Here is a 22,895-nt window from a genome sequence, read left to right as displayed (position 1 = left end):
GCAGCGATGCGCTGCCGGTGCGGCCCGTCGCGGCATCGCTGCCGCGCGGGCCGGGCGCCACCTGCTTCCGGTCAAGGCGCCGGGTTCGGCTGCAGTTCGTGCAGCGCGTCGATCTCGGCGAGGATCTCGTCGGACAGCTTCACGTCGACGCTGCCGATGTTCTCCTTCAACTGCTCGAGCGACGTCGCCCCGATCAGGTTGCTGCGCGTGAACGGCCGGCTGTTGACGAACGCCAGCGCGAGCTGCGCGGGCGACAGCCCGTGACGTCGCGCAAGCGCGACATAGCGCGACGTCGCCTCGACGGCCTGCGGCCTGCTGTAACGCTGGAAGCGTTCGAACAACGTGATGCGCGCGCCGGCCGGACGCGCACCGTTCTCGTACTTGCCGGACAGCCAGCCGAACGCGAGCGGCGAATACGCGAGCAAGCCGACGCCATCGCGATGCGTGAATTCCGACAGCCCGTTCTCGAACGTGCGGTTCAGCAGGCTGTACGGATTCTGGATGCTCGCGATGCGCGGCAGCCCGAGCTTCTCGGCTGCGCGCAGGAACTGCGCGACGCCCCACGGCGTTTCATTCGACACGCCGATCGCGCGCACCTTGCCGGCCTTCACGAATTCCGCGAGCACGCCGAGGGTTTCCTCGATCGGCACCGTATAGGCGTCGTCGACCCACGGATAGGCGGGACGACCGAACGTGGTCGTGCTGCGATCGGGCCAGTGCAGCTGGTAGAGATCGACGTAGTCGGTCTGCAGGCGCTTGAGGCTGCCGTCGAGCGCTTCGGTCAGGTTCTTGCGGTCGAACTGGTTGCCTTCGCCGCGGATATGGCGCGGATTGTGCGGCTGCCGCGCCGGCCCCGCGATTTTCGTCGCGAGCACGATGCGCTCGCGCTGCGCGCGATGCTGCGCGAGCCAGGTGCCGATGTACGCCTCGGTGCGCCCCTGCGTATCGGGTTTCGGCGGCACCGGATACATCTCCGCGGCATCGATCAGCGTGACGCCCTGCCCGATCGCGTAGTCGATCTGCTCGTGCGCATCGCGCTCCGAATTCTGCTCGCCCCACGTCATCGTGCCCAGGCCGATCAGGCTGACCTCGATGCCCGAATCGCCAAGTGTGCGGTATTCCATGCTGCTCCTGTCGCGTCGGTGGAAAGCAGGAACGCTATCACATTGAAGCGACTGCTTCAGACCGGCTCTGTCTACGCTTACAGGCGGCCTTCGGCGCCGGCAAGGCGATTCACGCGCCGGCCCGGACGATGGCGCTGCCGCCCACCGTCACTGCGGCCGCTGGATGAAACAGGTTGCCGACGCATGCGCGACGATCTTGTCGTCCGCGGTCTTCAGCGTGCCCTCCGCGACGCCCAGCGAACGCGACAGGTGGATCACGCGCCCTTCCGCGACCAGGTCGACGTCGCGCGGCACGGGCCGCAGCATCTTCACATGCAGATCGACCGTGCCGTAGCCGACGCCCGCATCCAGCATCGAATGCACCGCGCACCCGGTGACCGAATCGAGCACCGTCGCGGCGAACCCGCCGTGCACGCCGCCGAGCGGATTCAGGTGCCGGCCGTCCGCCCGCGCCGAAAACTTCACGTAGCCGAGTTCGACGTCGAGCGGACGCATCGGGATCGTCTCGGAAATCGACGCGAGCGGTGCATCGCCCGATACCGCCGCGCGCAACAGATCGAGACCGGACAAGGAAAGCGGGTTCATCGGGTTGTCTCCGGGTTGAAAGCGCGTCGCCGCGCGAGTAAGTTCCAAATTGGAACTCATTATTGACAACGACGGCGGCCGTTGTCAACGTGGCCGGGCCCGTTACAACCGAAGGCGGGTTCTATAATCGAACCCGCTGTTTCGCTGAACTGCCGCCAAGGATGCAAGAGACTCGACGATGAAATGGGATGACATCGGCACGCTGAACTGTTCGGTCGCGCGTACGCTCGCCGTGCTCGGCGACCGCTGGACCATGCTGATCCTCCGCAACGCGTTCCTCGGCTGCCGCCGCTTCGACGCGTTCCAGACCCAGCTTGGCCTCACGCGTCATGTGCTGGCCGAGCGGCTCGCGCGACTCGTCGACGAAGGCGTGCTGGTCAAGCGCGCGTATCAGGAGCGGCCGCCGCGGTTCGAATACCGGCTGACGGACAAGGGCCTCGACCTCTACCCGACCCTGCTCGCGCTGACGGCGTGGGGCGACCGCTGGAAAGACGACGGCCAGGGGCCGCCGGTGCAGTTGCGTCACCGCACTTGCGGCCATCTGATGCATGCGGTCACCGTATGCTCCGCATGCGGCGAGCCGCTCGACGCACGCGACGTGCAGCCGGAGCGTGGCCCCGGGTGGATTGCAGTCGAGGCAGCCGGGGCGCCTGCGGACGAGAATTGATGCAGCGTCGTGCGTCCATAATGAACGCGCAACGCACACGGATCGTTAGTCGCACTCACGCTGCTGTTGCGTGCCTGCGTCGAGCCCACCCGGCTGCACTCGCGCAGGGCTTGCATGCCGCGACTCTCCCACCACCGCACGCGCAATCGCGCGCTGCTTTCGACTCCAGCCGCTGATCAACCCGATCACGCACTCGGATCCTGCACAACGCAACTTTGCGTCACCGTCTCTGCCATCGCGTCCATCGCGATGATTCATCCCGTCTCATCCACACGTGACCGGGCCGCCACGTCTGCGTTACACTCACGGCCCGCTGTCTCGAAATTGTTCGCTGTCCAAGATGTTGTCGCGCAATCGCCTCGCCGCTGCCTGTCTCGCCGCCTCCCTGCTCGCCACTCCGTTCGCCGCCTTCGGCAAGACGCAAAGTGAATCGCTGCTTCAACAGGCGATCGACTTGGTGTCGCGTTGGCTGCCGGCCCCCACTCACGAAGCACCCGCGACCCAGGTCGTCGAATCGGCGTTTTCGCCCGACGGCGGTGCCGAAGCGCTCGTGCTGAAAGCGATCGGCGCCGCGCGCAGCTCGATCCGCGTCGCCGCCTATTCGTTCACGTCGCCGCCTGTCACGCGTGCACTGCTCGCGGCCAAGCGACGCGGCGTGAATGTCGCGGTGGTCGTCGACGACAAGGGCAATCGCGCAAAAAGCAGCAAGCAGGCGCTGAACCTGCTCGTCAACGCAGGCATCCCGACGCGCACGATCGACGCCTATGCGATCCATCACGACAAGTACCTCGTGATCGACGCCGAGCACGTCGAAACGGGCTCGTTCAACTACAGCGCATCGGCGGCCAGCCGCAATTCCGAGAACGTCGTCGTGGTGTGGAACAACCCGCAACTCGCGTCGCGTTATCTCACGCACTGGCAAAGCCGCTTCGACCAGGGCACGCCGTACCGCTCCAGCTACTGAGGCAGGCCGCGCGGCGCGCGCCCCGTGTTCGATCCGCCGTATTGCTGATGATCGGCGAGCGCGGCGCGCAACTCAATTCAGCCGAATGGCCAGCGCGCCGCCGCACTCAATGGATGTCGGGCGTCCGCCCGGTCGCCGCACCGGCCTGCGTCGTCGGCGCACAGCGATTCGCCTGTCCGCTCGCGCCGCTTGCCGACGACGTCGGCAAGCCGCCGGGCAGCGCGCTGCTCACGCAAACGACGCCGAATGCCAGCGTGTTCTGGACCATCGGATAAAGAAGATACAGCGCAAACGCGAGATAGCCCGCGTACAGAAATCGAACCATGGTGCGGTGGGCGGCGATGAACGAATGGACTCGCCCTGTTTACGGCAATGCGCCGGGGTACCTTGAGGTATTGCGCATCGGGGCGAAACGCGGTCCCATGGCGCCTGCTTCTCACCCCATCTGCATCGATTCGTGCCGGGTCGCCCCCCGGTCGGCGGAATCGCAACGTGGCGATGCGCCGAACAATGCGCGATACTGTCCGACATACGATCCCGTAACCGGCCTCGCAGCCGCGACAAAAGACAAGGCCCATGCAAATCGCACCGAAACCGGCCGACGAGGCGGCCCGGCTCGATACGCTTCATTCGCTCTCGATCCTCGACACGCCACCGGAAGAGCGCTTCGATCGCCTGACGCGTCTTGCACGCAGGCTGTTCGACGTACCGATCGCCCTCGTCAGCCTCGTCGACGACGATCGGCAGTGGTTCAAGAGCCATGCCGGGCTCGATGTCACGCAAACGTCGCGCGACGTGTCGTTCTGCGCCCATGCGCTGCACGAGGGCCATACGATGGTGATCCAGGATGCGCTGAACGACAACCGCTTCCACGACAACCCGCTCGTCACCGGCGCGCCCGGCATCCGCTTCTACGCCGGTCGACCGATCACGGCGCCAAACGGTGCGCCCATCGGCACACTCTGCCTGATCGACACGCGGCCGCGCTCGCTCGAACCCGACGAGCTCGCGCTGCTCGGCGATCTCGCCCACATGACCGAGCGCGAGATCGCCGCGCTGCATTTCGCGACCACCGACGAGCTCACGCAACTGACCAACCGGCGCGGCTTCGAGATTCTCGCCCGCCACGTGCTGAGCCTGTGCGATCGCCTCGACCGTCACGCGGTGCTGCTGTTCTTCGACCTGAACGATTTCAAGTCGATCAACGACCGCTTCGGCCACGCCGAAGGCGACCACGCGCTCAAGGCCTTCGCCGACACGCTGACGGGCGCGCTGCGCGACAGCGACGTGATCGCCCGGCTTGGCGGCGACGAATTCGTCGTGCTGCTGAGCGCCACCGATCCGGCCGACGTTGCCGAGCCGGTCGAACGCGTGACGCGGGCGCTTGCGCTGCGCAACGCGGCCGACGCACGCGGCTATGACATCCGGTTCAGCGTCGGGCATGTCGATTACGATCCCGCACAGCATCGAGACGTGACCGACCTGCTCGCATCGGCCGATCAACGGATGTACGAGGACAAGCAGCGCGGCAAGACGGCCGGCAAGTAAGCGCGGGCGGACCAGGCGCAGGCGCATGTCGCCGCCCTGCCGCCCCGCCGCTCAACTGCGGTTGCGTGGTTGCATCAGCTTCCGCACGGCGGCGCGCTGGCCATGGCCTCCGCGATCTGCTCGGGCGTCAGGTCGCGCTGATGCGTCGCGAGCGACCAGCGATGGCCGAACGGATCCTCGACCTGTCCGTAGCGATCGCCCCAGAACATGTCGGCAGCCGGAATCGTGACCGTCGCGCCGGCCGCGACCGCCTTCGCGATCGCCGCGTCGGTGTCCGGCACGTACAGGTGCAGGCACACCGGCGTGCCTTTCAGTGCCTTCGGCCCGAGCGCGCCGTGCTCGGGCATTTCATCCACCAGCATCAGTGTCGAATCGCCAATCACGAGGCACGCGTGCGCGAGCCGGCCGTCGGGCATCGCCAGGCGAAACTGTTCGCTCGCATTGAACGCGCGCTTGTAGAAGTCGATCGCTGCGGTTGCGCCGGCGCAGATCAGGTGCGGCGTCAGCGTGCGCATCCCTTCCGGGATCGGTTTGACGGACGTGGACATGGGTGTCGCTCCTTCGGGCGGTTGTCGTATCGGAATCGGGACGGACGCGCGATGCGCACGCCTCCGATGCTACGACGGACGAACCTGGCGGAAATCGACACGGCGCCCGACATTTTTTTGTTTTCTCGGGTATCGGCGCACGCGGGTTCCCCGCATCGGACGTCATCGGCGCGTCAGGTCGGCCTCGTTGCCCGGCACGCCGAACTGCCGGCGGCATGCCTCCAGCAATCCCGCCACCGCATCGAGCGGCAGATCGGCAAACCGGGCGATCGGCAGCATCACGCCACCCGGTACCTTGTTGCGCGATGAAAGCGCCGAGAACTGGTAGCCGATGTAGCGATTTCCGGCGACGCTGATGATCCGGAATTCGGTGACGTCACGCCATCGCGTGACGGGTTGCTCGCGCAAAGCCCCGATCAGCCTGAAGCCCATCTCGTCGACCTGCAGCGCCATCCTGCGCCGCGACGACACGAAGAAGGCGGCCCCCGCCAGCGCCAGCAACACGGCCAGTGCCGCCACCGGCCAAAGCGCCGGCGCGGCTGCGTAACCGCACAGGCTCGCCACGGCCAGCACCGCGCACGCGATCGCCCTTCTTTTCAGGCTCCGGCCGTCGACCGCCAGCGTCACCGGCAACGGGCCGACGACGGTTCCCGCGTCGGAATCGACGTGCCAGCCGGCGGAATCGGTGGTTTCGCTTTCGTCGTTCATCGCGCAATCGCTCACGTCGACGGCAACCCGCTCATCGCGGCCGGATACCCGATCGACGCGCCGAGACAGGCGGCCTGTCGCCGCAAAATGCTCGGTATCGACGACGGTAAGCATCGACGCACGACAACACGCCTTCGTCCGCACGGAACCGGCCACGCTCCGTCGGCATCGGTCATGTTCAGTTGCACACCTTGACGGTACCGTTGGTCGTGCATTGACCAATGGCCCAGTGGCTCTGCCCTGCCAGATGAGGTGCCTGGCCGACGCCACGGATCGGCTCGGACGGCGAAGATGCCGGCACGGCCGCGGCAGCCGACGCGGTGTCGGGCGACGGGAGCGGAGGCGGCTCGGGCGCGGTCTGGCAAGCCGACAACGCCAGACAAAGAGCGGATGCCAACAGGGCGATGAGCGGTCTTGACATGATTTCGTACGCGTTTGCGATATTCGCTTCCGGGAAAACGGGCTCGCTCAAGATCACGTGCCCCGTCAGACCGTTCGGCGCAACCGCCAATGCAGCATGGCGACCATCCAATACTACTCCTCGCGATCGACGTCGCGCGAGCGGCCATTCGGCCAGGTGCCGCCCTCCATGCGGCGGCACGCGCCATCGCTGACGCATGCCGCGCCGGTCAGATTTGCGGCAGGTCGCGCAAAGTGCGCGACTCGTTCGTTGCATCGATGTCGAGCTCGATGCCTTCCGATGCATCGCGATACAGCACGCGCTTCAGCCGGGGCCCGATCGCGGTGGCGTCCGATGCCGAGAAGATTGCGCGGACATCGTTACCGGACGCGAGCGCGCGCGCCACGTCCGCCACCGGTGCTTCGCTCGGCGTCGCCGCCCACGACCGGTCAGCCGGATTCACGGCCGCCCAGCGCACGTGCGTCACGCGCGCGCTGAGCGGATCGATTCGCACGCCATTCACCGCAAACATCGACATCGGCATCTCCTTCGAATTTTTTGCGGGCCGCCGTACCGATACGCGGTCACGGACGGCCCCAGATCTCGCAGACGTTTCCCGCCGGATCGGCCACGGAAATCGCGATCGTGCCGTCGCCGTAGTCCCATTCGTTCAGGATACTGACGCGACACGACTCAAGTCGCGCGACGGCTTCCGACACGTGCGCGACTTCGATCGCCAGCGCAATGCCATGGCCGGTCGGACGAAACTCAGGGTACGGAAACTTGCCACCGCTACCCGTATGGATGGTCAACGTCGCCGCATTCACGACAAAGCGATGCCACGGATTCCCCGCAGCCGACACGCCTTCGGCATGCACGGGCAGCGCGAGCGCCAACCGATAGAAATCCACCACCGCCCGGAAGCGATCGTCTTCGACCGGCACCAGAATGCCCAGACTCGCGATCATGCGCGCTTCTCCGGCCCACGTGATTTTCGATGATACATTGGGACGCTTTACAACCGTCAACAGACAATCGTGCACGGGAGAAACACATGACCGACGCCTGGGGAACCTTCCCTGCCAGAATGGGCGACCATCAGGCTTTCATCAGCTTCAACCACAGCTTTGCGGAAATCGCCGAAGGCGATCCGCGCACGTCGCTGCTCAGCGTGCGCGTCCCCTTTGCGCATCCGACACCGGAAGGCCTGCCGAGCGGCGACGAATTCACCGACCTCGCGACGATCGAGGATCTGCTCGACGCCACGATCACCGCGAAAGGGGGCGTGCAGGTTGGCCGCATCACCGTCGACGGCCACCGGGATTTCCTCTTCTACGTGCCGTTCGATCAAGAGGCAGCGGCGGAGATCGTCGACACGCTGGCCGATCAGACGACTTACGCCCTGCAGTACGCACATCAGGACGATCCGGACAAGGAAGCGTACTGGCAGACGCTCTACCCGACCGATGACGACTGGCTGATCATGCGCGACATGCGCGTGCTGGATGAATTGCGGAAGAAAGGCGACGCCAGCGAGGTAAGCCGGCGCGTGATGCACTGGGCATACTTCCCCGACCCGAGCGACGCGCATCAGTTCGCGGACTGGGCCGAATCGAAAGGCTATCCGGTCGAATCGGTGGCGCCCACCGAGGACGGCAAGTCGGCGGTCCGGTTTTCACATGAAGGCACCATGGCGCTGGCCGACATCACGCGCCATACGATCGCGATCAACCACGAAGTGCGTGCACTCGGAGGGGATTACGACGGATGGGAAACCAGCGTCGAACAGGCTGGCTGAGCGGGTCGACCTGCCCGCTGTGCGACACGTGATGCAACGCATCCGGCGCAAAAAATATCCCGGCGGCATGCTTGCGCGCCGCCGGGACCAAGGCATCACCGGCCGAAACCGGCGATGGGCCTGAGGGTTCGCTCAGGCACGAGGAAAGCGATTCGTGCGGACCAGGCGAACGGATGCCGGGGCGCGCAATCGATGCGCTCACGCCGCCCGCCGGACGCCTGTCCGGTTCCGTCGACGCAGCCTTCCCGCGTCGGACGGGCAAAAAGCCCCCGCTCCTGCGCGAGCGAGCGGGGAAACGGTTGACCGGGCCGGGGAAGAACGGTCAACCGGCCAAATTGTGAGCGTGGGCCGCACAACGATCTGTGCGGCAACTCACCATTTGGTGACAATGCCGCAGCAATTGGTTCGCTCGCGTGCCGCGCGGATCGCGTCACGGTCCGAGCGCAACGCCCGCGACCGGCGCAAGCATTACCACGATGACGGGCGACAGCACCACGGCCCCGATCATCATCACGCCGTCGGCCGCGAGGGTGACAGGCGTCGCGAGCACGCGCACGGCCTTGCCCGCCGTCGTGATGCGGTCGGTGACCGGGATCTTGTACGCATGCGCAAACGACGACCATGTCTTGCCCTGCGCAAAACCATCGGCGCGATAGCGCGATCCGGCCAGTTCACCCTTCATCCCCAGATCCCAGTCTCCGAGCTTCGTGAAGCCGTCCTCCAGCGCACGATTCCAGTCCTCATCGGTCATGTGATCGCGGTGGAGCCGCAGCGAGAAGTCGCCCGAAATCTTGCTACCCTGCGCGACGAACCCAGATAGCGACGCCTCGATCGATTTCCGGTAAGGCGATGCCAGCACCGCGCCGAGATGCTCCGGCATCTCGAAGATGTAGTGATATTTCTTGCCGAGCACGACGAATTGCTTGCCGTCCTCGCTGACGAGGAATCGGTCGACTGTCTCTTCGTAATGGCCGTCTTCGAACAGCATGGCAGTGCAGCCTGCCAGGCCGGCAGCGACAACGATCGCGCCCGCCGTCAACAGCGTTCTTCTTTTCATGTCTGGAGTTTTATTTTGTTTTAATTCAATCGGATATTTTCAGCCCGGGCCCAGTCTCCGGTAAGTCGCAGGTGTTGTCAAAGCAGGTTTATTCTATTTTTCCGATCGAGACGATTCTGGTTTCATTTTCTTGCACCGATTTTTTCGAAACCGCAGTTTGCGAACGCCGTGACTCGCGTCATGACAACCGGGTTTCGTCATCGTGACGGTCAGCTGAAAAGCCATTCTGCGACCATCTCTATCCAGTCGAGTTCGCCCGCGATATCGATGACGGTTTCGCCGACGATTTCGGCAGTCGATGTGGTCGATGCGCCCGTCGCCACCGTCCCGGCAGCAACCGCGTTCGCCTTCGCCATTTCGACCGGCGCGCCCGATCTCGGATCGGCCAGCCGCTCCAGCCAGTCGATGATGTTGGCACGCGCATCCTCTTCATCGACGAAATCATGTCGCTCCAGAAATCGATCGAACACGACCCACGTAAGCGTCTTGCTTCGCGAATCGGATTCGAGATGCCAGTCGACAACGCCTGTCCGACCGGACGCCCTGATTTCGAGCATCGCGGTGAAACAGTAATCGAGATACTCGATTTCAAGTTTCGACGACATGGTTTTCTCCGGTCGATCTGCCAGCTCTGTACTTACGATGTGCCGCGCATCGGGTTCCTCGACACTGTATGAATCTTCGATGAAATTCGCGCGGCGCATCATGTCCGCGAGCAGTATCGCGATATTCTCGTGACCTGTCGATATCGATCGCCGACACATGACCGCAATCGATTTGCTCACTATTGTTCTCCGCGCTTTTGCTCGCGGCCAAGGTTCTGCCGCGAATCGGGCCGATTTCCTATTTCGGGTATTGTCCTGCCTCGCCGCCGCAATCGCGCTGCTAAACTGGAATCAATAAGGCCGCTTGCGGCATCAGAGGAAACAATGGCACTCGCCCACGCACAGGAAAATGGCGTAGAAGTCTGGGTGATCCAGCTTCCCGGGCACACACCCTATGCCTACACGCACCTCAAGCGGGTATTCTCGTCTGACGATACGCGCCATCGGGTCGTGACGATCGACCTGCCGAAACTGCTGGCATGTGCCGACCGCGACACGACGGACTACGTGTTGCCGTCCGTTCTGTACTGGGCCCCTGGAAAAGCCGCGGGCATTCGCGAATTCCTCGATCCTGAACAGGACAGGATTGCGGACATGCCGTACATCACGTTTCGCGAGACGAGAACGCGAACGCTGCTCGGCATCCCCGGCCTGTCGAAGGTCGGCGTCGCGTCGTTCCGCAACGGCCAGCATCGCGCACGCTATCTGGCCTATGCAGGCGCAACGACCCTGCCCGTCGAGGTGCACGAGACGGAAGCCGATTTGCTCGTGCGGTACTGCGGCGAGTAGCGACGGAGTCCGTTCGGCTTTCGCCCGGCGACGGCCGTACCTCGTGAGACCGTTCGCTCGAACGTCGCCAGGCCGCTACGCCTGTATCGCATAGATCCGGTCGGTGACCTCCGTCTGGCCGATGCGGCTCGTCTCGATACCCGCCAGTTGCCATCCGTTGTGTTCATAGAAACCGATCGCGCGTTCGTTGTCCTCCAGCACCTTCAGGTGGACCTTGTCCACGCCAAACGTACGCGCCCAGGCACGAACGGCTTCGATCATGCGCTTGCCCGTGCCGCTTCCGTGATGCGCAGGATGGACGTGCAGGCAGTCGAGCAACACGCCAGGCACCGGGTCGACCGGACGCTCGGCGCTGACGAAGCCCACGGGCTCGCCATCCGCCTCGGCGATCAGCACGAGCCCCCACTCTTCTTCATTGCGATCCAGATAGTGCCGCCATCGGTTCGCGTGCTCCGTCGGTACCTCGTCGGCGAGGTAGGCAGCCGGCAGGATGTGGCTGTATGCGGTTTGCCAGCTCAGCGTGTGCAGGCGAGCGATATGGTTTGCGTCGTGCGCTGTCGCGGCACGCAGCGTGGCCCGGGTTTCCGGCATCGGTGGTCACTCCTTCAGCTTGCTCTCTTGATCGGGACATCCCGCCGCAAAATATACCGCGCATTGCGGCATGCAACCCTCGACGACCTGCGTGCGAACGATACCGTGTCGGCCTGTCCCGAGCCGACGAAATCACGGCATCGCACTCCGCACGTAATCGGCGCGTACCTTGCATGCGCCGTCGCCACCCACCAGCTCGTGACGTCCGCCAGCGCTCGTCTTCTTCACGCCTGACGCGATCGCGTCAGCGCCTGCCCGCCGGGCGTCGCTGCAACTCGTTGCCTGTGCAACGGAATGAAGGCAAAAAAAATCCCGACACCATCATTGGTCGTCGGGATCGAACGGCCCTGCAAAGCATGAGGGCACGAGGAAGCCGACACATTACATCAATGCAAGACTGTTGCGCGCTGTCGGTTCACGCCAAGTCCCTGTCCCATTCCGCCATTCATGCGCAAAGCGCGGCCATAAACGAAAAAAGCCTGCTCACGCGGAACGCGAGCAGGCAAGAAAACGGATCAGCATTCGAGGCACGAGGGCTGTCCATGGAAGATAACGGCACGGAGCGCAAGAACCTTAGCTGGGACAGGAAACTTCGCAACATCATGTCGGCGGGATACGGCCATCCAATCTCGTGTCGAAGATCCATTGATGAAAACCGGCGACACAGTGACGATATCCTGTCGCCCGCAACGCTGGCCGTCCGCCAACCGTGCGAAGCTCCACCCGGCTTGCTCGTAGCAAAGCACCACTCCATTCAATCGGCCATGTATGGCAAACTTCGGCTCCGAATCGGCGCAGCGCGCACTCTTCACTGCAGGGGAATCATGTACGTCTTGATCTATATCGCAGCAGTCGCTGTCGCGAACCTGATGGTCGCTCATTTCGGACCCGCTGCTACACCGATCATCGCGTTCTTTCTGATCGGACTCGATCTCGCGATTCGAGACCGACTCCATCTGGACTGGCGCGGTCGCGCGCTTTGGTCAAGGATGCTTGCGTTGATCGCGGCCGCTGGTGTTGTCAGTTACGCGCTCAATCCGGCTGCCAAGGAAATCGCCCTCGCGTCTCTCGCAGCGTTCGGTTCGGCAGCCGTAGCAAGTGCAATCGTGTTTCAACTCGCACGTCGCTTTCCGATACTGGCGCGCGCCAACGGTGCGAACGTCGCGGGTGCGGCTGTCGACTCCATCGTCTTTCCGCTTATTGCGTTCGGGGCGGTGTTTCCGACGATCGCCGCATTGCAGTTCGTTGCAAAGGTGGCGGGTGGCGCTTTGTGGTCGTGGGTGGTTTTTAGAAACACTCGAACGGTTCAGGCGGGGATCGCGAGCAATGTGGTTGATCGGTGACGACGAGCGCTGTCCAGATATCGCTGACTACGCTTTTTTGATGGAAGAAGTTCGACGCGCAGGTACCAGCCCGTGTCAGCTTCAGCGCGTGGAGTAAGCATGCGGACGGTGGAAAGGTTGATTCAGCGTCCCGTCAGGATCGGTCGCCGCGCGATTTCATACCCCAAGAACCAGCGACGCACCAACCCTATCGTCACGATGCCCACGATCACGCCGGCACCGATATCTGCCAGGTAATGGCCACCAACCGAGAACGTCGATGCCAGCATGACCGAATTGAGCGCGAGCGCGACGGGAAAAATGAAGCGAAGATTACGTGTGACGTAGATCAACATTACCGCGACGACTGCATGAAATGACGGTAACGAAACGATTCCCTGCATCGCCATGGGATTCATCACCATGGGCGCCCCAGTTCTCGCACTGAAATAATCAGAAAGGTGAGACGCCGGACCGGAGTCGATAATACCGAAGTACGGGAATGCACTCGCCGCCGGATACCACGTCGAAATCGCAACGACGAATATCAGCGAAATCACGAATATCAGCATCATCTCGCAAAGCTCTTGCTTTCGGCGCAACAGTCCGAATAAAAAGCACAACAGAACCATCTGATACGAAATGGTTTTATATGCGAACAAAAGTACTTGCTGAATAACCTCGTAACGTACGACCCATTGGTAGCTTTTCAACCAATCGAATCCGAACGATTGCTCCCACGCCAGAAGCGCACCCTGGATCTCGGGACGGTTGACGGCCGCCCCGATATACGTCGCAATCACTGCCGCCTGCGCATTCATCGTGACGGTTCGAAAGCAAAGGACCGAGAGCGCGATATCCCGACAGCGAAATTTTTCGGCAATTTCCCGATAGCGCGGGATACGTCCGATGCCGACTAAGACACCGCAGATCAGTAGCGTCATGACGCACGTCTCGACCGATTGCGGATACCACTCGTGAATGAGGGACAGCCCAAATCGGCCCATGGTCGCGAAATCGACAGCAAACATGACACCCGTCAGCATCCAAGCAATCGCAAACGCCCCCAATACTCTCGTTCTCATATTTTCCCCGGCCATGCTTTTTATTGACGGTGTATCCGTCCTGTCAGCACATATTCAATCACGCCCGGCAAAAAATTACACTGGGCGTTTGTCATAGGCCAGCCAAATCAATCATCGCGGGAACGGGCGCTCATGGCGGAGGTGGTTGCGGTGTTTCCGCCGTTGAAGGGGCGTTTCCGCGTCTCGACGGCCTTGTGTCGATCGAAGGCACTCGCTTAGCCGGTCGACACTCGCGTGAAGCGCGCAATGCAATGCCGGAAGATGCGCCGCAAGGTAATCGAGCCGTTCGAAATCATGCCAACGCTCGCGGCACGCCCCGGTCGGTTGGAGGCGATTCGGCACGAAGAAATGCCTGTCCGTGTTCACGCCGAGGCGCGGCACGCACTACACGCGCGACGGATTCAAGGGATGCCGAGGGAAGTTGATGAGCGAAACGATCGAGGCGAAGGTCATTGCCGATCGATTCGCATTCCATGACTTGCGTGCATATTACGCACCCAACATCAGAGCGAGCGCGGCGCCCTGCCCGACCTGCATGCGAACCCCGCGACAACCGCACGGGCGTACGACCGAAACAAAATCGGAAAGCACTGGGAATTCCATTTTGTGGAATGCCAAAACAAAAACGGCACTGTCTTTTGGGACAGTGCCGTTTTTAACAACTTGATACCGCTTGGAATTCTGTGGGGTGGCTGATGGGACTCGAACCCACGACGACAGGAATCACAATCCTGGACTCTACCAACTGAGCTACAGCCACCACTGTTACTGCTTTTTGTTCTTCGCTGCTTTTGTGTTTCAGCAGCGAAGAACAAGATTATACGAACACTTTTGAATCTTGCAAAGCTTTTTTTTCAAAAATTTCTTCGGCCTCGTTCAGATGCGCGCGCGCCTCGTCGAACACGGCCAGATCAGCTCGGGCGAGCTTCTTGTTGTCGGACAGCACACGACGCCAGCCGCGTGCACCGGGCATGCCGCGATACAGTCCGAGCGCGTGCCGCACGATCGCGCCGAGGTAGGTCCCGCGCTTCAGTTCGGCCGCGCAGTATTCGATCAGCTTCGCCTCGGCCTCTTCGCGCGTCGGCACCGCGGCGGTCGACCCGTAGAAGCGCGTATCCACCTCGGCGAGTACGTACGGGTTGTGATACGCCTCACGGCCAAGCATCACGCCATCGACATGCTCGAGATGCTGCGCAACCTCGTCGAGGGTCGTGATACCGCCGTTGATGACGATCTCGAGCGACGGAAAATCGCGCTTCAGCTGATACGCATAGTCGTACTTGAGCGGCGGGATCTCACGATTCTCCTTCGGCGACAGCCCCTTCAGGATCGCATTGCGCGCATGCACGACGAACGTTTCGCAGCCAGCCTCGGCCACCGTACCGACGAAGTCGCGCACGAACGCGTAGTCCTCGACCGCATCGACCCCGATCCGGTGCTTGACCGTGACCGGCACCGACACCGCATCGCGCATCGCCTTCACGCAGTCGGCAACGAGTTGCGGCTCGTTCATCAGGCACGCGCCGAACGCGCCGCGCTGCACGCGCTCGGACGGGCATCCGCAATTCAGGTTGATTTCGTCGTAGCCCCACTGCTCGCCGAGCTTCGCCGCGCGCGCGAGATCGTCGCGCTCGCTGCCGCCCAGCTGCAGCGCGACCGGCGCTTCGTTCGGCGTGAACGCGAGATGCCGCTGGGCATCGCCGAACAGCAGCGCGCCCGTCGTGATCATCTCCGTATACAGCCACGTGTCGCGCGTCAGCGTACGGTGGAACGAGCGGCAATGCCGGTCGGTCCAGTCGAGCATGGGCGCGACGGATACGCGGCGGGGAGGAAGTGAAGACGGTACGGACATGGATTTCGGGCAACAGGCCAGGCGGCGCGGAAACAACCCGGTATTTTACCGCAACACGGGCTGTGCCTGCCCGGCACGCGTGCTACCCCTCGCCCAGCTCAGCATCGACCGCCCGCCGGGCCTCGTCGAGCACGCGCTCGATCACGCGCCGTTCGGTCAGCAGCATCCCGTCGACCTTGACGAGCCGCCAGTCGATCCGCACCGCGTCGCCCTGCAGCACGCGGTAATGCGCATGCTCGCCGTCCCAGACCTGCTCGGTCTTCACCTCGATCTCGAAGCCGCGGTACGGCTCGCTGAAATCGCCGAGGTCGCTGCCTCTCGGTTCCATCGCACGCTCCGTGGCGACGCAGCGCCAAGCCGCCCGGGCGGCCCGGCGCCGTGCGCTCAATCGTATTCGTCGGATAAAAAGGATTTGCCCTCGGCCGTCAGGTCGACCCGGTCGGCCGCCGCCTGGTAGATCAGCCCCTCGTTCAGCAACGCGTAGACGACGTCGTCGAACGCAGCGGGAACCGGTCGGCTTTCACCGAACTGGTCGATCCATTTCAGCGCCTCGATGGCTTCGGGGGAAAGGATGGGGGTCATGCGTTGGCCTCCGGCATCGGTGTCGCTCCATCCTAGCACTTCGTCCGGACGTCGAATACCAAGGCAAACGCGCTGCGCCAATGCCGGACGGCGCCCACGGGCAGGTTGCCCGCGGCGCCGCGGCGGTGCAGCACACGCGGGCTCAGAGGCGCGCGATCGATACTTCGGTCGATTTCACGAGCGCGACGACTTCCGCGCCCACCTTCAGTTCGAGTTCGTCAACCGAACGGGTCGTGATCACCGACGTGACGATGCCGAACGGCGTCTCGACGTCGACCTCGGAGACCACCGATCCGCGAATGATCTCCTTGACCTTGCCCTTGAACTGGTTACGTACGTTGATTGCAGTGATGCTCATCAGGTTGATCGCTCCGAAGAAAAAGATCTCAGAACGGGCGGCCGCTGCCGCCCGGAATTAAACGGCCCAGCGGATCTGCCCGACCGGTCGAACGTTGTCTGCCTCATGCGGTGCGTCGTGGTCGGCCGCACCGGGCCCGCCAGCGAGCACGCGTTTCAGCACGCGATCCTCGAGCGCCGCAAACGCAGCCGACGCGCGGGCGCGCGGCCGGTCGAGCGGCACCGGCTGATCCAGCGCCACCCGCCCCTGCTCGATGAGCAGGATGCGGTCGCCGAGCGCGACGGCCTCCTGCACGTCGTGCGTAACGAGGAGCGCGGTAAATCGATGCTCGCGCCACAACCGCTCGATCAGCGCATGCATCTCGATACGGGTCAGCGCGTCGAGCGCGCCGAGCGGCTCGTCGAGCAACAGCAGTTGGGGCCGGTGCACGAGCGCACGGGCCAACGCGACACGCTGCCGCTGGCCGCCCGACAGTTGCGCGGGCCAGTCGTTCGCGCGTTCCAGCAGGCCGACTTCATCGAGCACCGCGCGTGCCTGGTCGCGCGCGCCGCGTCCGAGGCCCAGCATCACGTTCTGCAGCACGGTCTTCCACGGCAGCAGGCGCGCATCCTGGTACATGATCCGCGTATCGAGTTCGCCGCCGCCCTCGCCGCGCGTTTCGAGCGTGCCGCTGCTCGGCTGCTCCAGTCCCGCGACGAGACGCAGCAGCGTCGATTTCCCGCAGCCGCTGCGGCCGACGATTGCGACGAAGCTGCCGCGCGCGATGCCGAGCTCGACGTTGTCGAGCACCGTGCGCGCCCCGAAGCGCTTGCTGACGCCCGACAGCGTCACCGCATCGTCCGGTGCCGGGCTTCCCGGCCGTCGCCGCGCGAGCGGAACGACGGATGCGCCGGCATCACGTTCGAGAACCGCTGCGTCCCGCGCGTCGCCGTCCGCGACACGCGCCTGCACCAGTTCGGCCTCAAGGTCTGCGCCGGCAAGCGGGCCGTAGGCGGCCGCCGAAGTCGTCGCATTCATGCCTTTGCTCCTGATTGATAAGCGGGGTGCCAGCGCAGCGTCACGCGCTCGAGCCATTTCGCCAGCACGTCGGCCAGCTTGCCGAGCACCGCGTACAGCAGGATGCCGACCACCACCACGTCGGTTTGCAGGAATTCACGCGCGTTCATCGTCATGTAGCCGATGCCCGACTGCGCGGAGATCGTTTCCGCGACGATCAGCATCACCCACATCAGCCCGAGCGCAAAGCGCACGCCGACGAGAATCGACGGCAACGCACCAGGCAGGATCACGTCGCGGTACAGCGCAAAGCCGCGTACGCCGTAGCTCTTCGCCATCTCGATCAGGTTTGCGTCGACCGAGCGGATCCCGTGATACGTGTTGATGTAGACCGGGAAGAACACCCCGAGCGCAACGAGGAACAGCTTCGCCTTCTCGTCGATGCCGAACCACAGGATCACGAGCGGAATCATCGCGAGCGCCGGGATGTTGCGGATCATCTGGATCGTCGAATCGAGCGCGACCTCGGCCGCCTTCGACAAGCCGGTCGCGAGCCCCAGCGCGAGGCCGACGCCGCCGCCGATCGCGAAACCGAACAGCGCGCGCCACGTGCTGACCTTCACGTTCGCCCACATTTCACCCGACGTCACGAGCGACCAGGCCGCTCGCACGACCGCCACGGGTTCGGGCAGCACGCGGGTCGACAGCCAGCCGATGCGCGCGCCCACTTCCCATGCCGCCAGCAGCGCGAGCGGCACGAGCCACGGCGCGACGCCGCGCCACGCGCGGGCGGCCACGGCCGCGGCCGTCGTCGACGTTTTCGTTGTCATCGCAGGCCTCCTGTCGCTCAGCTCTGGGCCGCTTTCGGCAGATAGCTGTTGCCGACGATCTCGCCGAACGGGCCCGACAGCGGGCCGGTCGCTTTCGCCGCGCCGTTGCTCTTGATCAGCGGGAATACGAGTTCCGCGAAACGGTACGACTCCTCCAGGTGCGGATAGCCGGACAGGATGAAGGTCTCGATGCCGAGATCCGCGTATTCGCGCATGCGCTCGGCGACCTGCTCCGGGTTGCCGACGAGTGCGGTGCCCGCGCCGCCGCGCACGAGGCCGACGCCGGCCCACAGGTTCGGGTACACCTCGAGCGCCTCGCGGCCGCCGCGCTTGCCGCCGTGCAGCGCGGCCATCCGGCGCTGGCCTTCCGAATCCATGTTCGCGAACGCCTTCTGCGCGCGTGCGATGGTTTCGTCGTCGAGGCGGCTGATCAGGCGCTCGGCGTCGCGCCATGCTTCGTCCTCGGTCTCGCGCACGATCACGTGCAGACGAATGCCGAACTTGATCTTGCGGCCGCGCGCCTCGGCGCGGGCGCGAATATCGGCGATCTTCTTCGCGACGGCCTCGGGCGGCTCGCCCCAGGTCAGGTAGGTGTCGATGTGATCGGCCGCGATCTCGTGCGCAGCCGGCGACGAGCCGCCGAACCACAGCGGCGGATGCGGACGCTGCACGGGCGGATACAGTGCCTTGCCGCCCTTCGACTGCAGATGCTTGCCGATGTAGTCGAACCCGCCGTTGTCGTGCGACGCGGACAGCAGCCCGCGCCAGATGTTCAGGAAGTCGTCGGTGATTTCGTAGCGCGTGTCGTGATCCGCGAACAGGCCGTCGCCTTCGAGCTCGGCGGCATCGCCGCCCGTCACGACGTTGATCAGCAGGCGGCCGCCCGACAGGCGGTCGAACGTCGCGGCCATCCGCGCCGACAGCCCCGGCGATGCGATGCCGGGACGGATCGCGACCAGGAATTTCAGGCGCTGCGTCGCCGGGATGAGGCTCGACGCAACGACCCACGCATCCTCGCAGGAACGGCCGGTCGGCAGCAGCACGCCCTCGTAGCCGAGCGTATCGGCCGCTACCGCGACCTGCTTGAAGTAATCGTAATCCGCGGCGCGCGCACCTTCGGCCGTACCGAGGTAGCGGCTGTCGCCGTGCGTGGGGATAAACCAGAACACATTCATCTGCTGCTCCTGCTTGACTGTCCTTGCCGGAATTTGAAAAAGACACCGCCCTGCTCGCGTCGCGGATGCGCGGCGCATGCATGGTGTGCGTTCGAATCGGGATGGCTCGCCGGTCAGGCCGTGCAGCGGGCGAGGACGCGATTGCACGGCTGTTTCTGGGAAATCAGTCTAGGGATCGGTGCAGGGCTTTGGAACGATTTTTTTGAGCTTAGGTTTTCCGCTTTCGTGATTAGCACGACGCTGGAGCGAATATCGCGGCGGGCGGGCCCTATAATGGCGCACCTATCCGAATAACTCCGCGCGGACGGCCCCGGCCGTGCGCGCCTGCGGTGCACTCATCGATGCAGAAAGTCATCCTGCCATTCCTGTCCGGCTTCCTGGCCGCCCTGTTCTTCCGCGAAGCCACGCTCGCCCTCCTTCATACGGCCGACCTGATCGCCGCAACCGGCTTCTCCACGCAGCCGTTCGCGCCGCTCGGCATTCCTGAATTTGTCGCGAATGCGCTGATCAGCGCGTGCTGCGCGATCCCGATGGCGTGGCTGCTGCGCGTCTCGCCGGAGCGCGAGGCCTCGTGGATCGGCGCGCTGGTGTTCGGCGGCATCGTGCTGACGGCCGCCCGCGTGTTCGCGATCGATCCGCTGCGCGGCATCTGGCCGTCGGGCAACATGATGCCCGTGCTCGCGGCCGGCTTCGCGGCGAATGCGGTATGGGGCTTCGGCGCCCTCGTGTTCATGCGCGCGTTCATGTCGGACGACGCAGGCGACGAATAACGCGGCGGCAAGCGCTGCGCCCTTCGCCACCCACCGGTCGACACCCATGCAAAAGGCCGCCTGCACGTGCAGGCGGCCTTGTCGTTTCCAGCGCGCGCTTCGGCCAGTCCGACCGACGTCAGTCCTGCAGCTTCCGCAGCGGATGCGTGTCCGGCGTCCACGGGCTGTCGAACATCGCGAGCACGTCCGTGCGGTCGATATCGGCGGACGACTTGAAACGCCAGGCCGGCTGGTGGTCCTTGTCGACGATCAGTGCACGCACGCCTTCGATCACGTCGCCGCGCGCGAACGTCGAGCGCGTGAGATCGAGATCGCGCCGCAGGCAATCGGCCATCGTTGCGCCACGTGCACGTTCGACGACTTCCAGCGAGACGGCCATCGACAGCGGCGACAACTGTTCGCGCATCGCGTGAGTCGCCTTCTCGGCCCATCCGTCGACGGCCGCGCAATCCGGCTCGGCGTCGAGCGACGCGAGGATCGCGCCGATGTCCGGCTGCGCGAAATGCCGGTCGATCCCGGCACGCGCGTCGGCCAGCGCCGACGTGTCGGGCGTCGGCACGACCTTGTGTGCGGCCGCCGCGTCGGCCACGCACGCGACTGCCTGCGCGCCGCTGTCGATGCGCGCGCTGCGCAGCGTATCGAGCAGCGCCGGCACTGCGGCATCGGGCAGATAAACGTCGGCGAGCTGCGCGTACAGCGCGCCGGCCGCGTCGAGCGTCGCGCCGGTCACGGCGAGATAGCGGCCGAGCGCGCCGGGCGTGCGCGCGAGGAACCAGCTCATCCCGACGTCCGGGAACAGGCCGATACGGGTTTCCGGCATCGCCATCTTCGTCGAGTCGGTCACGACCCGCAAGCCGCCCGTATGCCGCGCCGCCTGCGAAATCCCCATGCCGCCGCCCATCACGACGCCGTGCATCAGCGCGATATAAGGCTTCGGATAGGTGAAGATCGTGTGGTTGAGCGTGTACTCCTCGGTGAAGAACGTGTCGACCGCATCGCGGTCGCCTCGCTGCCACGCATCGTGGAAGAAGCGCACGTCACCGCCCGCGCAGAACGCACGCGGATGCGGGCTGTACACGACGACGGCGACGACCTCCGGATCGTCGCGCCACGCGTCGAGCGCCTGCTGCATCAGCCGGATCATGCCGACCGACAGCGCGTTCAGCGCCTTCGGCCGGTTCAGTTCGAGAAAGCCGATGCGGTTCGCGACAGTCGCGCGCACGTCGGGCTGAGTGGATTCGGCGGAAACGGCAGCGGGAGAGGAATCGGTCATGAGAGTCATCCGGCAAATGGCAGTCGCACGCTCAGTGCGCCTGCATCTTCGAGAACAGGTTCAGCACCACGACGCCGGCGATGATCAGGCCGAGGCCGATCACGGCCGGCAAGTCCGGCACTTGGCGATAGAGCAGCATCGCAACGAGCGTGATCAGCACGATGCCCGCGCCCGACCAGACGGCATAGATGATGCCGACGGGCATCGTGCGCAACGTGATCGACAGGCAGTAGAACGCGATGCCATAACCGGCCACGACCAGCAAAGACGGCCAGAGGCGCGTGAAGCCGTCCGCCGCGCGCAACGCCGACGTGCCGATCACTTCCGCGACGATCGCGATCGCGAGCCATGCGTAACCGGGAAGCTGCATCGCTCAGCTCCTCGCGAGGGCCAGCACGGCGTAGTCGTGGCCGAGCTCGGCACACAGCGCCTCGACGACGAATTCGTGGTCCGCGCGCTGCGGCAGCCCCGACGCGGTGATCGAGCCGATCACGCCGGCACCGGCGACGGTCAGCGGGAACGAGCCGCCGTGCGGCGAATATTCGGCGATCGGCAGCCCGTGCTTGTCGGCGAGCGTCGCACCGGCCTGCTGCATGCGCAGGCCGATCGCGTACGAGCTGCGGCGGAAATGGGCGACGACGTTGCGCTTGCGGCGTACCCAGTCGGCATTGTCGGGCGTGGCGCCAGCGAGCGCCGCGTAAAACAGCGGCTGGCCGAACGTGACGATGTCGATCGCGATCGCATGGCCACGCGACGTCGCGAGCGCGTGCATCCGGTTGCCGAGCGCCCATGCGCGGGCCGCGTCGAATTGGGGAAATACGAGCGCCTGTTCCTGCGCGCCGATCGATTGCAGATCGTGAGCGATATCCATGAATCCGTCGATACAGTAATGAGAGTCGCAACAGCGCCGAAGCGATCGCGCGCGGCCCCGCTGCCGAAGAAACGAAACAAACCGCTCGATTCTAGCGCACGCACCCGCCGTACCGGCCCCACAAGCAGCGACAAGAAATTGTCAGAAAACGCTTGCACGCATTCGGGTTACTCCTTATAATTCATTTCTTCGACGGACGCGGGGTGGAGCAGTCTGGCAGCTCGTCGGGCTCATAACCCGAAGGTCGTAGGTTCAAATCCTACCCCCGCAACCAACCGTCCAGAATTACGCAAAAAGCCCGGCTCCGCGCCGGGCTTTTTGTTTTTCCGCCGCACGCCTCGTCCCGCTTCGCGCGACACGCGGCCTGCACGCGCAGGCGTTCAAGAATGCCGCGCCC

The 22,895-nt window shown here is 64.3% G+C and carries 29 protein-coding genes and 2 tRNA genes; 8 read left to right on the top strand and 23 right to left on the bottom strand.

What is annotated here, in order from left to right; genetic code table 11:
- Nucleotides 1-71: 71 nt before the first annotated feature.
- Entirely contained in the window at nucleotides 72-1,124 is a 1,053-nt protein-coding gene (locus LGM89_RS32345; RefSeq protein WP_226275129.1) for an NADP(H)-dependent aldo-keto reductase, read from the bottom strand.
- A gap of 147 nt (nucleotides 1,125-1,271) precedes the next feature.
- Nucleotides 1,272-1,709 carry a PaaI family thioesterase gene (locus tag LGM89_RS32340; protein WP_039358790.1) on the bottom strand — a complete coding sequence of 146 codons (438 nt, stop codon included), beginning with the start codon at nucleotides 1,707-1,709 and terminating at the stop codon, nucleotides 1,272-1,274.
- 178 nt (nucleotides 1,710-1,887) lie between these two features.
- Between LGM89_RS32340 and LGM89_RS32335 the strand changes: the two genes are divergently transcribed.
- Complete coding sequence (locus LGM89_RS32335; RefSeq protein WP_226275127.1) at nucleotides 1,888-2,376, top strand: winged helix-turn-helix transcriptional regulator; 489 nt, start codon at nucleotides 1,888-1,890, stop codon at nucleotides 2,374-2,376.
- Nucleotides 2,377-2,716: 340 nt separating this feature from the next.
- Nucleotides 2,717-3,340 carry a phospholipase D family protein gene (locus LGM89_RS32330; protein WP_034201824.1) on the top strand — a complete coding sequence of 208 codons (624 nt, stop codon included), beginning with the start codon at nucleotides 2,717-2,719 and terminating at the stop codon, nucleotides 3,338-3,340.
- A 106-nt stretch (nucleotides 3,341-3,446) separates the two neighbouring features.
- Here the strand turns inward: LGM89_RS32330 and LGM89_RS32325 are convergent, their stop codons facing one another.
- Nucleotides 3,447-3,665 (bottom strand): hypothetical protein, encoded by a 219-nt coding sequence (locus LGM89_RS32325; RefSeq protein ID WP_226275125.1) that lies wholly within the window; start codon nucleotides 3,663-3,665, stop codon nucleotides 3,447-3,449.
- 251 nt (nucleotides 3,666-3,916) lie between these two features.
- Between LGM89_RS32325 and LGM89_RS32320 the strand changes: the two genes are divergently transcribed.
- The gene (locus LGM89_RS32320) at nucleotides 3,917-4,888 is read left to right on the top strand and encodes a sensor domain-containing diguanylate cyclase (protein ID WP_226275123.1); all 972 of its coding nucleotides are present in this window, start codon (nucleotides 3,917-3,919) and stop codon (nucleotides 4,886-4,888) included.
- A gap of 74 nt (nucleotides 4,889-4,962) precedes the next feature.
- On the opposite strand, the gene LGM89_RS32315 is transcribed toward LGM89_RS32320, so the two are convergent.
- The 5 genes from LGM89_RS32315 to LGM89_RS32300 all read right to left on the bottom strand — a co-directional run bounded on the left by LGM89_RS32315 (nucleotide 4,963) and on the right by LGM89_RS32300 (nucleotide 7,512).
- Entirely contained in the window at nucleotides 4,963-5,436 is a 474-nt protein-coding gene (locus LGM89_RS32315; protein ID WP_046545626.1) for a VOC family protein, read from the bottom strand.
- 162 nt (nucleotides 5,437-5,598) lie between these two features.
- Entirely contained in the window at nucleotides 5,599-6,144 is a 546-nt protein-coding gene (locus LGM89_RS32310; protein WP_089495285.1) for an aspartyl-tRNA synthetase, read from the bottom strand.
- A gap of 178 nt (nucleotides 6,145-6,322) precedes the next feature.
- Complete coding sequence (locus LGM89_RS37345) at nucleotides 6,323-6,565, bottom strand: hypothetical protein (protein ID WP_226121710.1); 243 nt, start codon at nucleotides 6,563-6,565, stop codon at nucleotides 6,323-6,325.
- A gap of 208 nt (nucleotides 6,566-6,773) precedes the next feature.
- Nucleotides 6,774-7,082 (bottom strand): phosphatidylserine/phosphatidylglycerophosphate/cardiolipin synthase, encoded by a 309-nt coding sequence (locus LGM89_RS32305; RefSeq protein ID WP_046546333.1) that lies wholly within the window; start codon nucleotides 7,080-7,082, stop codon nucleotides 6,774-6,776.
- A 46-nt stretch (nucleotides 7,083-7,128) separates the two neighbouring features.
- Complete coding sequence (locus LGM89_RS32300) at nucleotides 7,129-7,512, bottom strand: VOC family protein (protein WP_226275122.1); 384 nt, start codon at nucleotides 7,510-7,512, stop codon at nucleotides 7,129-7,131.
- 86 nt (nucleotides 7,513-7,598) lie between these two features.
- Between LGM89_RS32300 and LGM89_RS32295 the strand changes: the two genes are divergently transcribed.
- The gene (locus LGM89_RS32295) at nucleotides 7,599-8,342 is read left to right on the top strand and encodes a DUF695 domain-containing protein (protein WP_089494777.1); all 744 of its coding nucleotides are present in this window, start codon (nucleotides 7,599-7,601) and stop codon (nucleotides 8,340-8,342) included.
- A gap of 430 nt (nucleotides 8,343-8,772) precedes the next feature.
- Here the strand turns inward: LGM89_RS32295 and LGM89_RS32290 are convergent, their stop codons facing one another.
- Complete coding sequence (locus LGM89_RS32290) at nucleotides 8,773-9,381, bottom strand: hypothetical protein (protein ID WP_226275120.1); 609 nt, start codon at nucleotides 9,379-9,381, stop codon at nucleotides 8,773-8,775.
- 227 nt (nucleotides 9,382-9,608) lie between these two features.
- Nucleotides 9,609-10,184: a hypothetical protein gene (locus LGM89_RS32285; RefSeq protein WP_226275118.1), complete on the bottom strand. Its 576-nt coding sequence runs from the start codon at nucleotides 10,182-10,184 to the stop codon at nucleotides 9,609-9,611.
- A 144-nt stretch (nucleotides 10,185-10,328) separates the two neighbouring features.
- Here LGM89_RS32285 and LGM89_RS32280 point away from each other — a divergent pair, with 144 nt between their 5' ends.
- Nucleotides 10,329-10,793, top strand: a complete 465-nt coding sequence (locus tag LGM89_RS32280) for a plasmid fertility inhibition factor family protein (RefSeq protein ID WP_089456141.1) — start codon at nucleotides 10,329-10,331, stop codon at nucleotides 10,791-10,793.
- Between the two features lie 75 nt (nucleotides 10,794-10,868).
- Here LGM89_RS32280 and LGM89_RS32275 read toward each other — a convergent pair whose 3' ends face one another.
- Entirely contained in the window at nucleotides 10,869-11,384 is a 516-nt protein-coding gene (locus tag LGM89_RS32275; protein ID WP_226207783.1) for a GNAT family N-acetyltransferase, read from the bottom strand.
- A 542-nt stretch (nucleotides 11,385-11,926) separates the two neighbouring features.
- Between LGM89_RS32275 and LGM89_RS32270 the strand changes: the two genes are divergently transcribed.
- A complete protein-coding gene (locus LGM89_RS32270) occupies nucleotides 11,927-12,727 on the top strand; it encodes a VUT family protein (RefSeq protein ID WP_226275116.1) in 801 nt (266 codons plus the stop codon).
- 122 nt (nucleotides 12,728-12,849) lie between these two features.
- On the opposite strand, the gene LGM89_RS32265 is transcribed toward LGM89_RS32270, so the two are convergent.
- The 9 genes from LGM89_RS32265 to ssuD all read right to left on the bottom strand — a co-directional run bounded on the left by LGM89_RS32265 (nucleotide 12,850) and on the right by ssuD (nucleotide 19,584).
- A complete protein-coding gene (locus LGM89_RS32265; RefSeq protein WP_179254810.1) occupies nucleotides 12,850-13,650 on the bottom strand; it encodes a phosphatase PAP2 family protein in 801 nt (266 codons plus the stop codon).
- An 825-nt stretch (nucleotides 13,651-14,475) separates the two neighbouring features.
- Nucleotides 14,476-14,551 (bottom strand) — tRNA-His (locus LGM89_RS32260).
- A gap of 57 nt (nucleotides 14,552-14,608) precedes the next feature.
- Nucleotides 14,609-15,595, bottom strand: coding sequence for a tRNA dihydrouridine(20/20a) synthase DusA (gene dusA / locus LGM89_RS32255; protein ID WP_256989954.1), 987 nt, complete (start codon nucleotides 15,593-15,595; stop codon nucleotides 14,609-14,611).
- 130 nt (nucleotides 15,596-15,725) lie between these two features.
- Entirely contained in the window at nucleotides 15,726-15,971 is a 246-nt protein-coding gene (locus tag LGM89_RS32250) for a hypothetical protein (protein WP_089425275.1), read from the bottom strand.
- Between the two features lie 56 nt (nucleotides 15,972-16,027).
- On the bottom strand, nucleotides 16,028-16,225 hold the full coding sequence (locus tag LGM89_RS32245; protein ID WP_089494770.1) for a hypothetical protein: 198 nt from the start codon (nucleotides 16,223-16,225) through the stop codon (nucleotides 16,028-16,030).
- A gap of 142 nt (nucleotides 16,226-16,367) precedes the next feature.
- Nucleotides 16,368-16,583 carry a TOBE domain-containing protein gene (locus LGM89_RS32240; protein ID WP_006476104.1) on the bottom strand — a complete coding sequence of 72 codons (216 nt, stop codon included), beginning with the start codon at nucleotides 16,581-16,583 and terminating at the stop codon, nucleotides 16,368-16,370.
- Nucleotides 16,584-16,640: 57 nt separating this feature from the next.
- Nucleotides 16,641-17,600 (bottom strand): ATP-binding cassette domain-containing protein, encoded by a 960-nt coding sequence (locus LGM89_RS32235; protein WP_089494769.1) that lies wholly within the window; start codon nucleotides 17,598-17,600, stop codon nucleotides 16,641-16,643.
- Nucleotides 17,597-18,409 (bottom strand): aliphatic sulfonate ABC transporter permease SsuC, encoded by an 813-nt coding sequence (gene ssuC, locus LGM89_RS32230; RefSeq protein WP_089439997.1) that lies wholly within the window; start codon nucleotides 18,407-18,409, stop codon nucleotides 17,597-17,599. The genes LGM89_RS32235 and ssuC overlap by 4 nt, the downstream gene beginning before the upstream one ends.
- Before the next feature lie 17 nt (nucleotides 18,410-18,426).
- On the bottom strand, nucleotides 18,427-19,584 hold the full coding sequence (ssuD, locus tag LGM89_RS32225; protein ID WP_226275115.1) for an FMNH2-dependent alkanesulfonate monooxygenase: 1,158 nt from the start codon (nucleotides 19,582-19,584) through the stop codon (nucleotides 18,427-18,429).
- Nucleotides 19,585-19,925: 341 nt separating this feature from the next.
- On the opposite strand from ssuD, the gene LGM89_RS32220 reads away from it, so the two are divergent.
- Nucleotides 19,926-20,354, top strand: coding sequence for a hypothetical protein (locus tag LGM89_RS32220; RefSeq protein WP_006484223.1), 429 nt, complete (start codon nucleotides 19,926-19,928; stop codon nucleotides 20,352-20,354).
- Nucleotides 20,355-20,472: 118 nt separating this feature from the next.
- Here LGM89_RS32220 and LGM89_RS32215 read toward each other — a convergent pair whose 3' ends face one another.
- From LGM89_RS32215 to LGM89_RS32205, 3 genes are read right to left on the bottom strand one after another with little or no spacing between them, the layout of a single operon-like run.
- On the bottom strand, nucleotides 20,473-21,627 hold the full coding sequence (locus LGM89_RS32215; protein WP_089494767.1) for an enoyl-CoA hydratase/isomerase family protein: 1,155 nt from the start codon (nucleotides 21,625-21,627) through the stop codon (nucleotides 20,473-20,475).
- Nucleotides 21,628-21,658: 31 nt separating this feature from the next.
- A complete protein-coding gene (locus tag LGM89_RS32210; RefSeq protein WP_039358831.1) occupies nucleotides 21,659-21,997 on the bottom strand; it encodes a DMT family transporter in 339 nt (112 codons plus the stop codon).
- Nucleotides 21,998-22,000: 3 nt separating this feature from the next.
- A complete protein-coding gene (locus LGM89_RS32205) occupies nucleotides 22,001-22,498 on the bottom strand; it encodes a heme-degrading domain-containing protein (protein ID WP_124584177.1) in 498 nt (165 codons plus the stop codon).
- 197 nt (nucleotides 22,499-22,695) lie between these two features.
- Between LGM89_RS32205 and LGM89_RS32200 the strand changes: the two genes are divergently transcribed.
- Nucleotides 22,696-22,772: transfer RNA gene (locus LGM89_RS32200), tRNA-Met, on the top strand.
- Nucleotides 22,773-22,895 lie beyond the last annotated feature (123 nt).

Source organism: Burkholderia sp. AU31624 (genome assembly GCF_020420065.1).
Lineage (GTDB): Bacteria > Pseudomonadota > Gammaproteobacteria > Burkholderiales > Burkholderiaceae > Burkholderia.
This window is presented reverse-complemented; position numbering and strand designations above follow the sequence as displayed.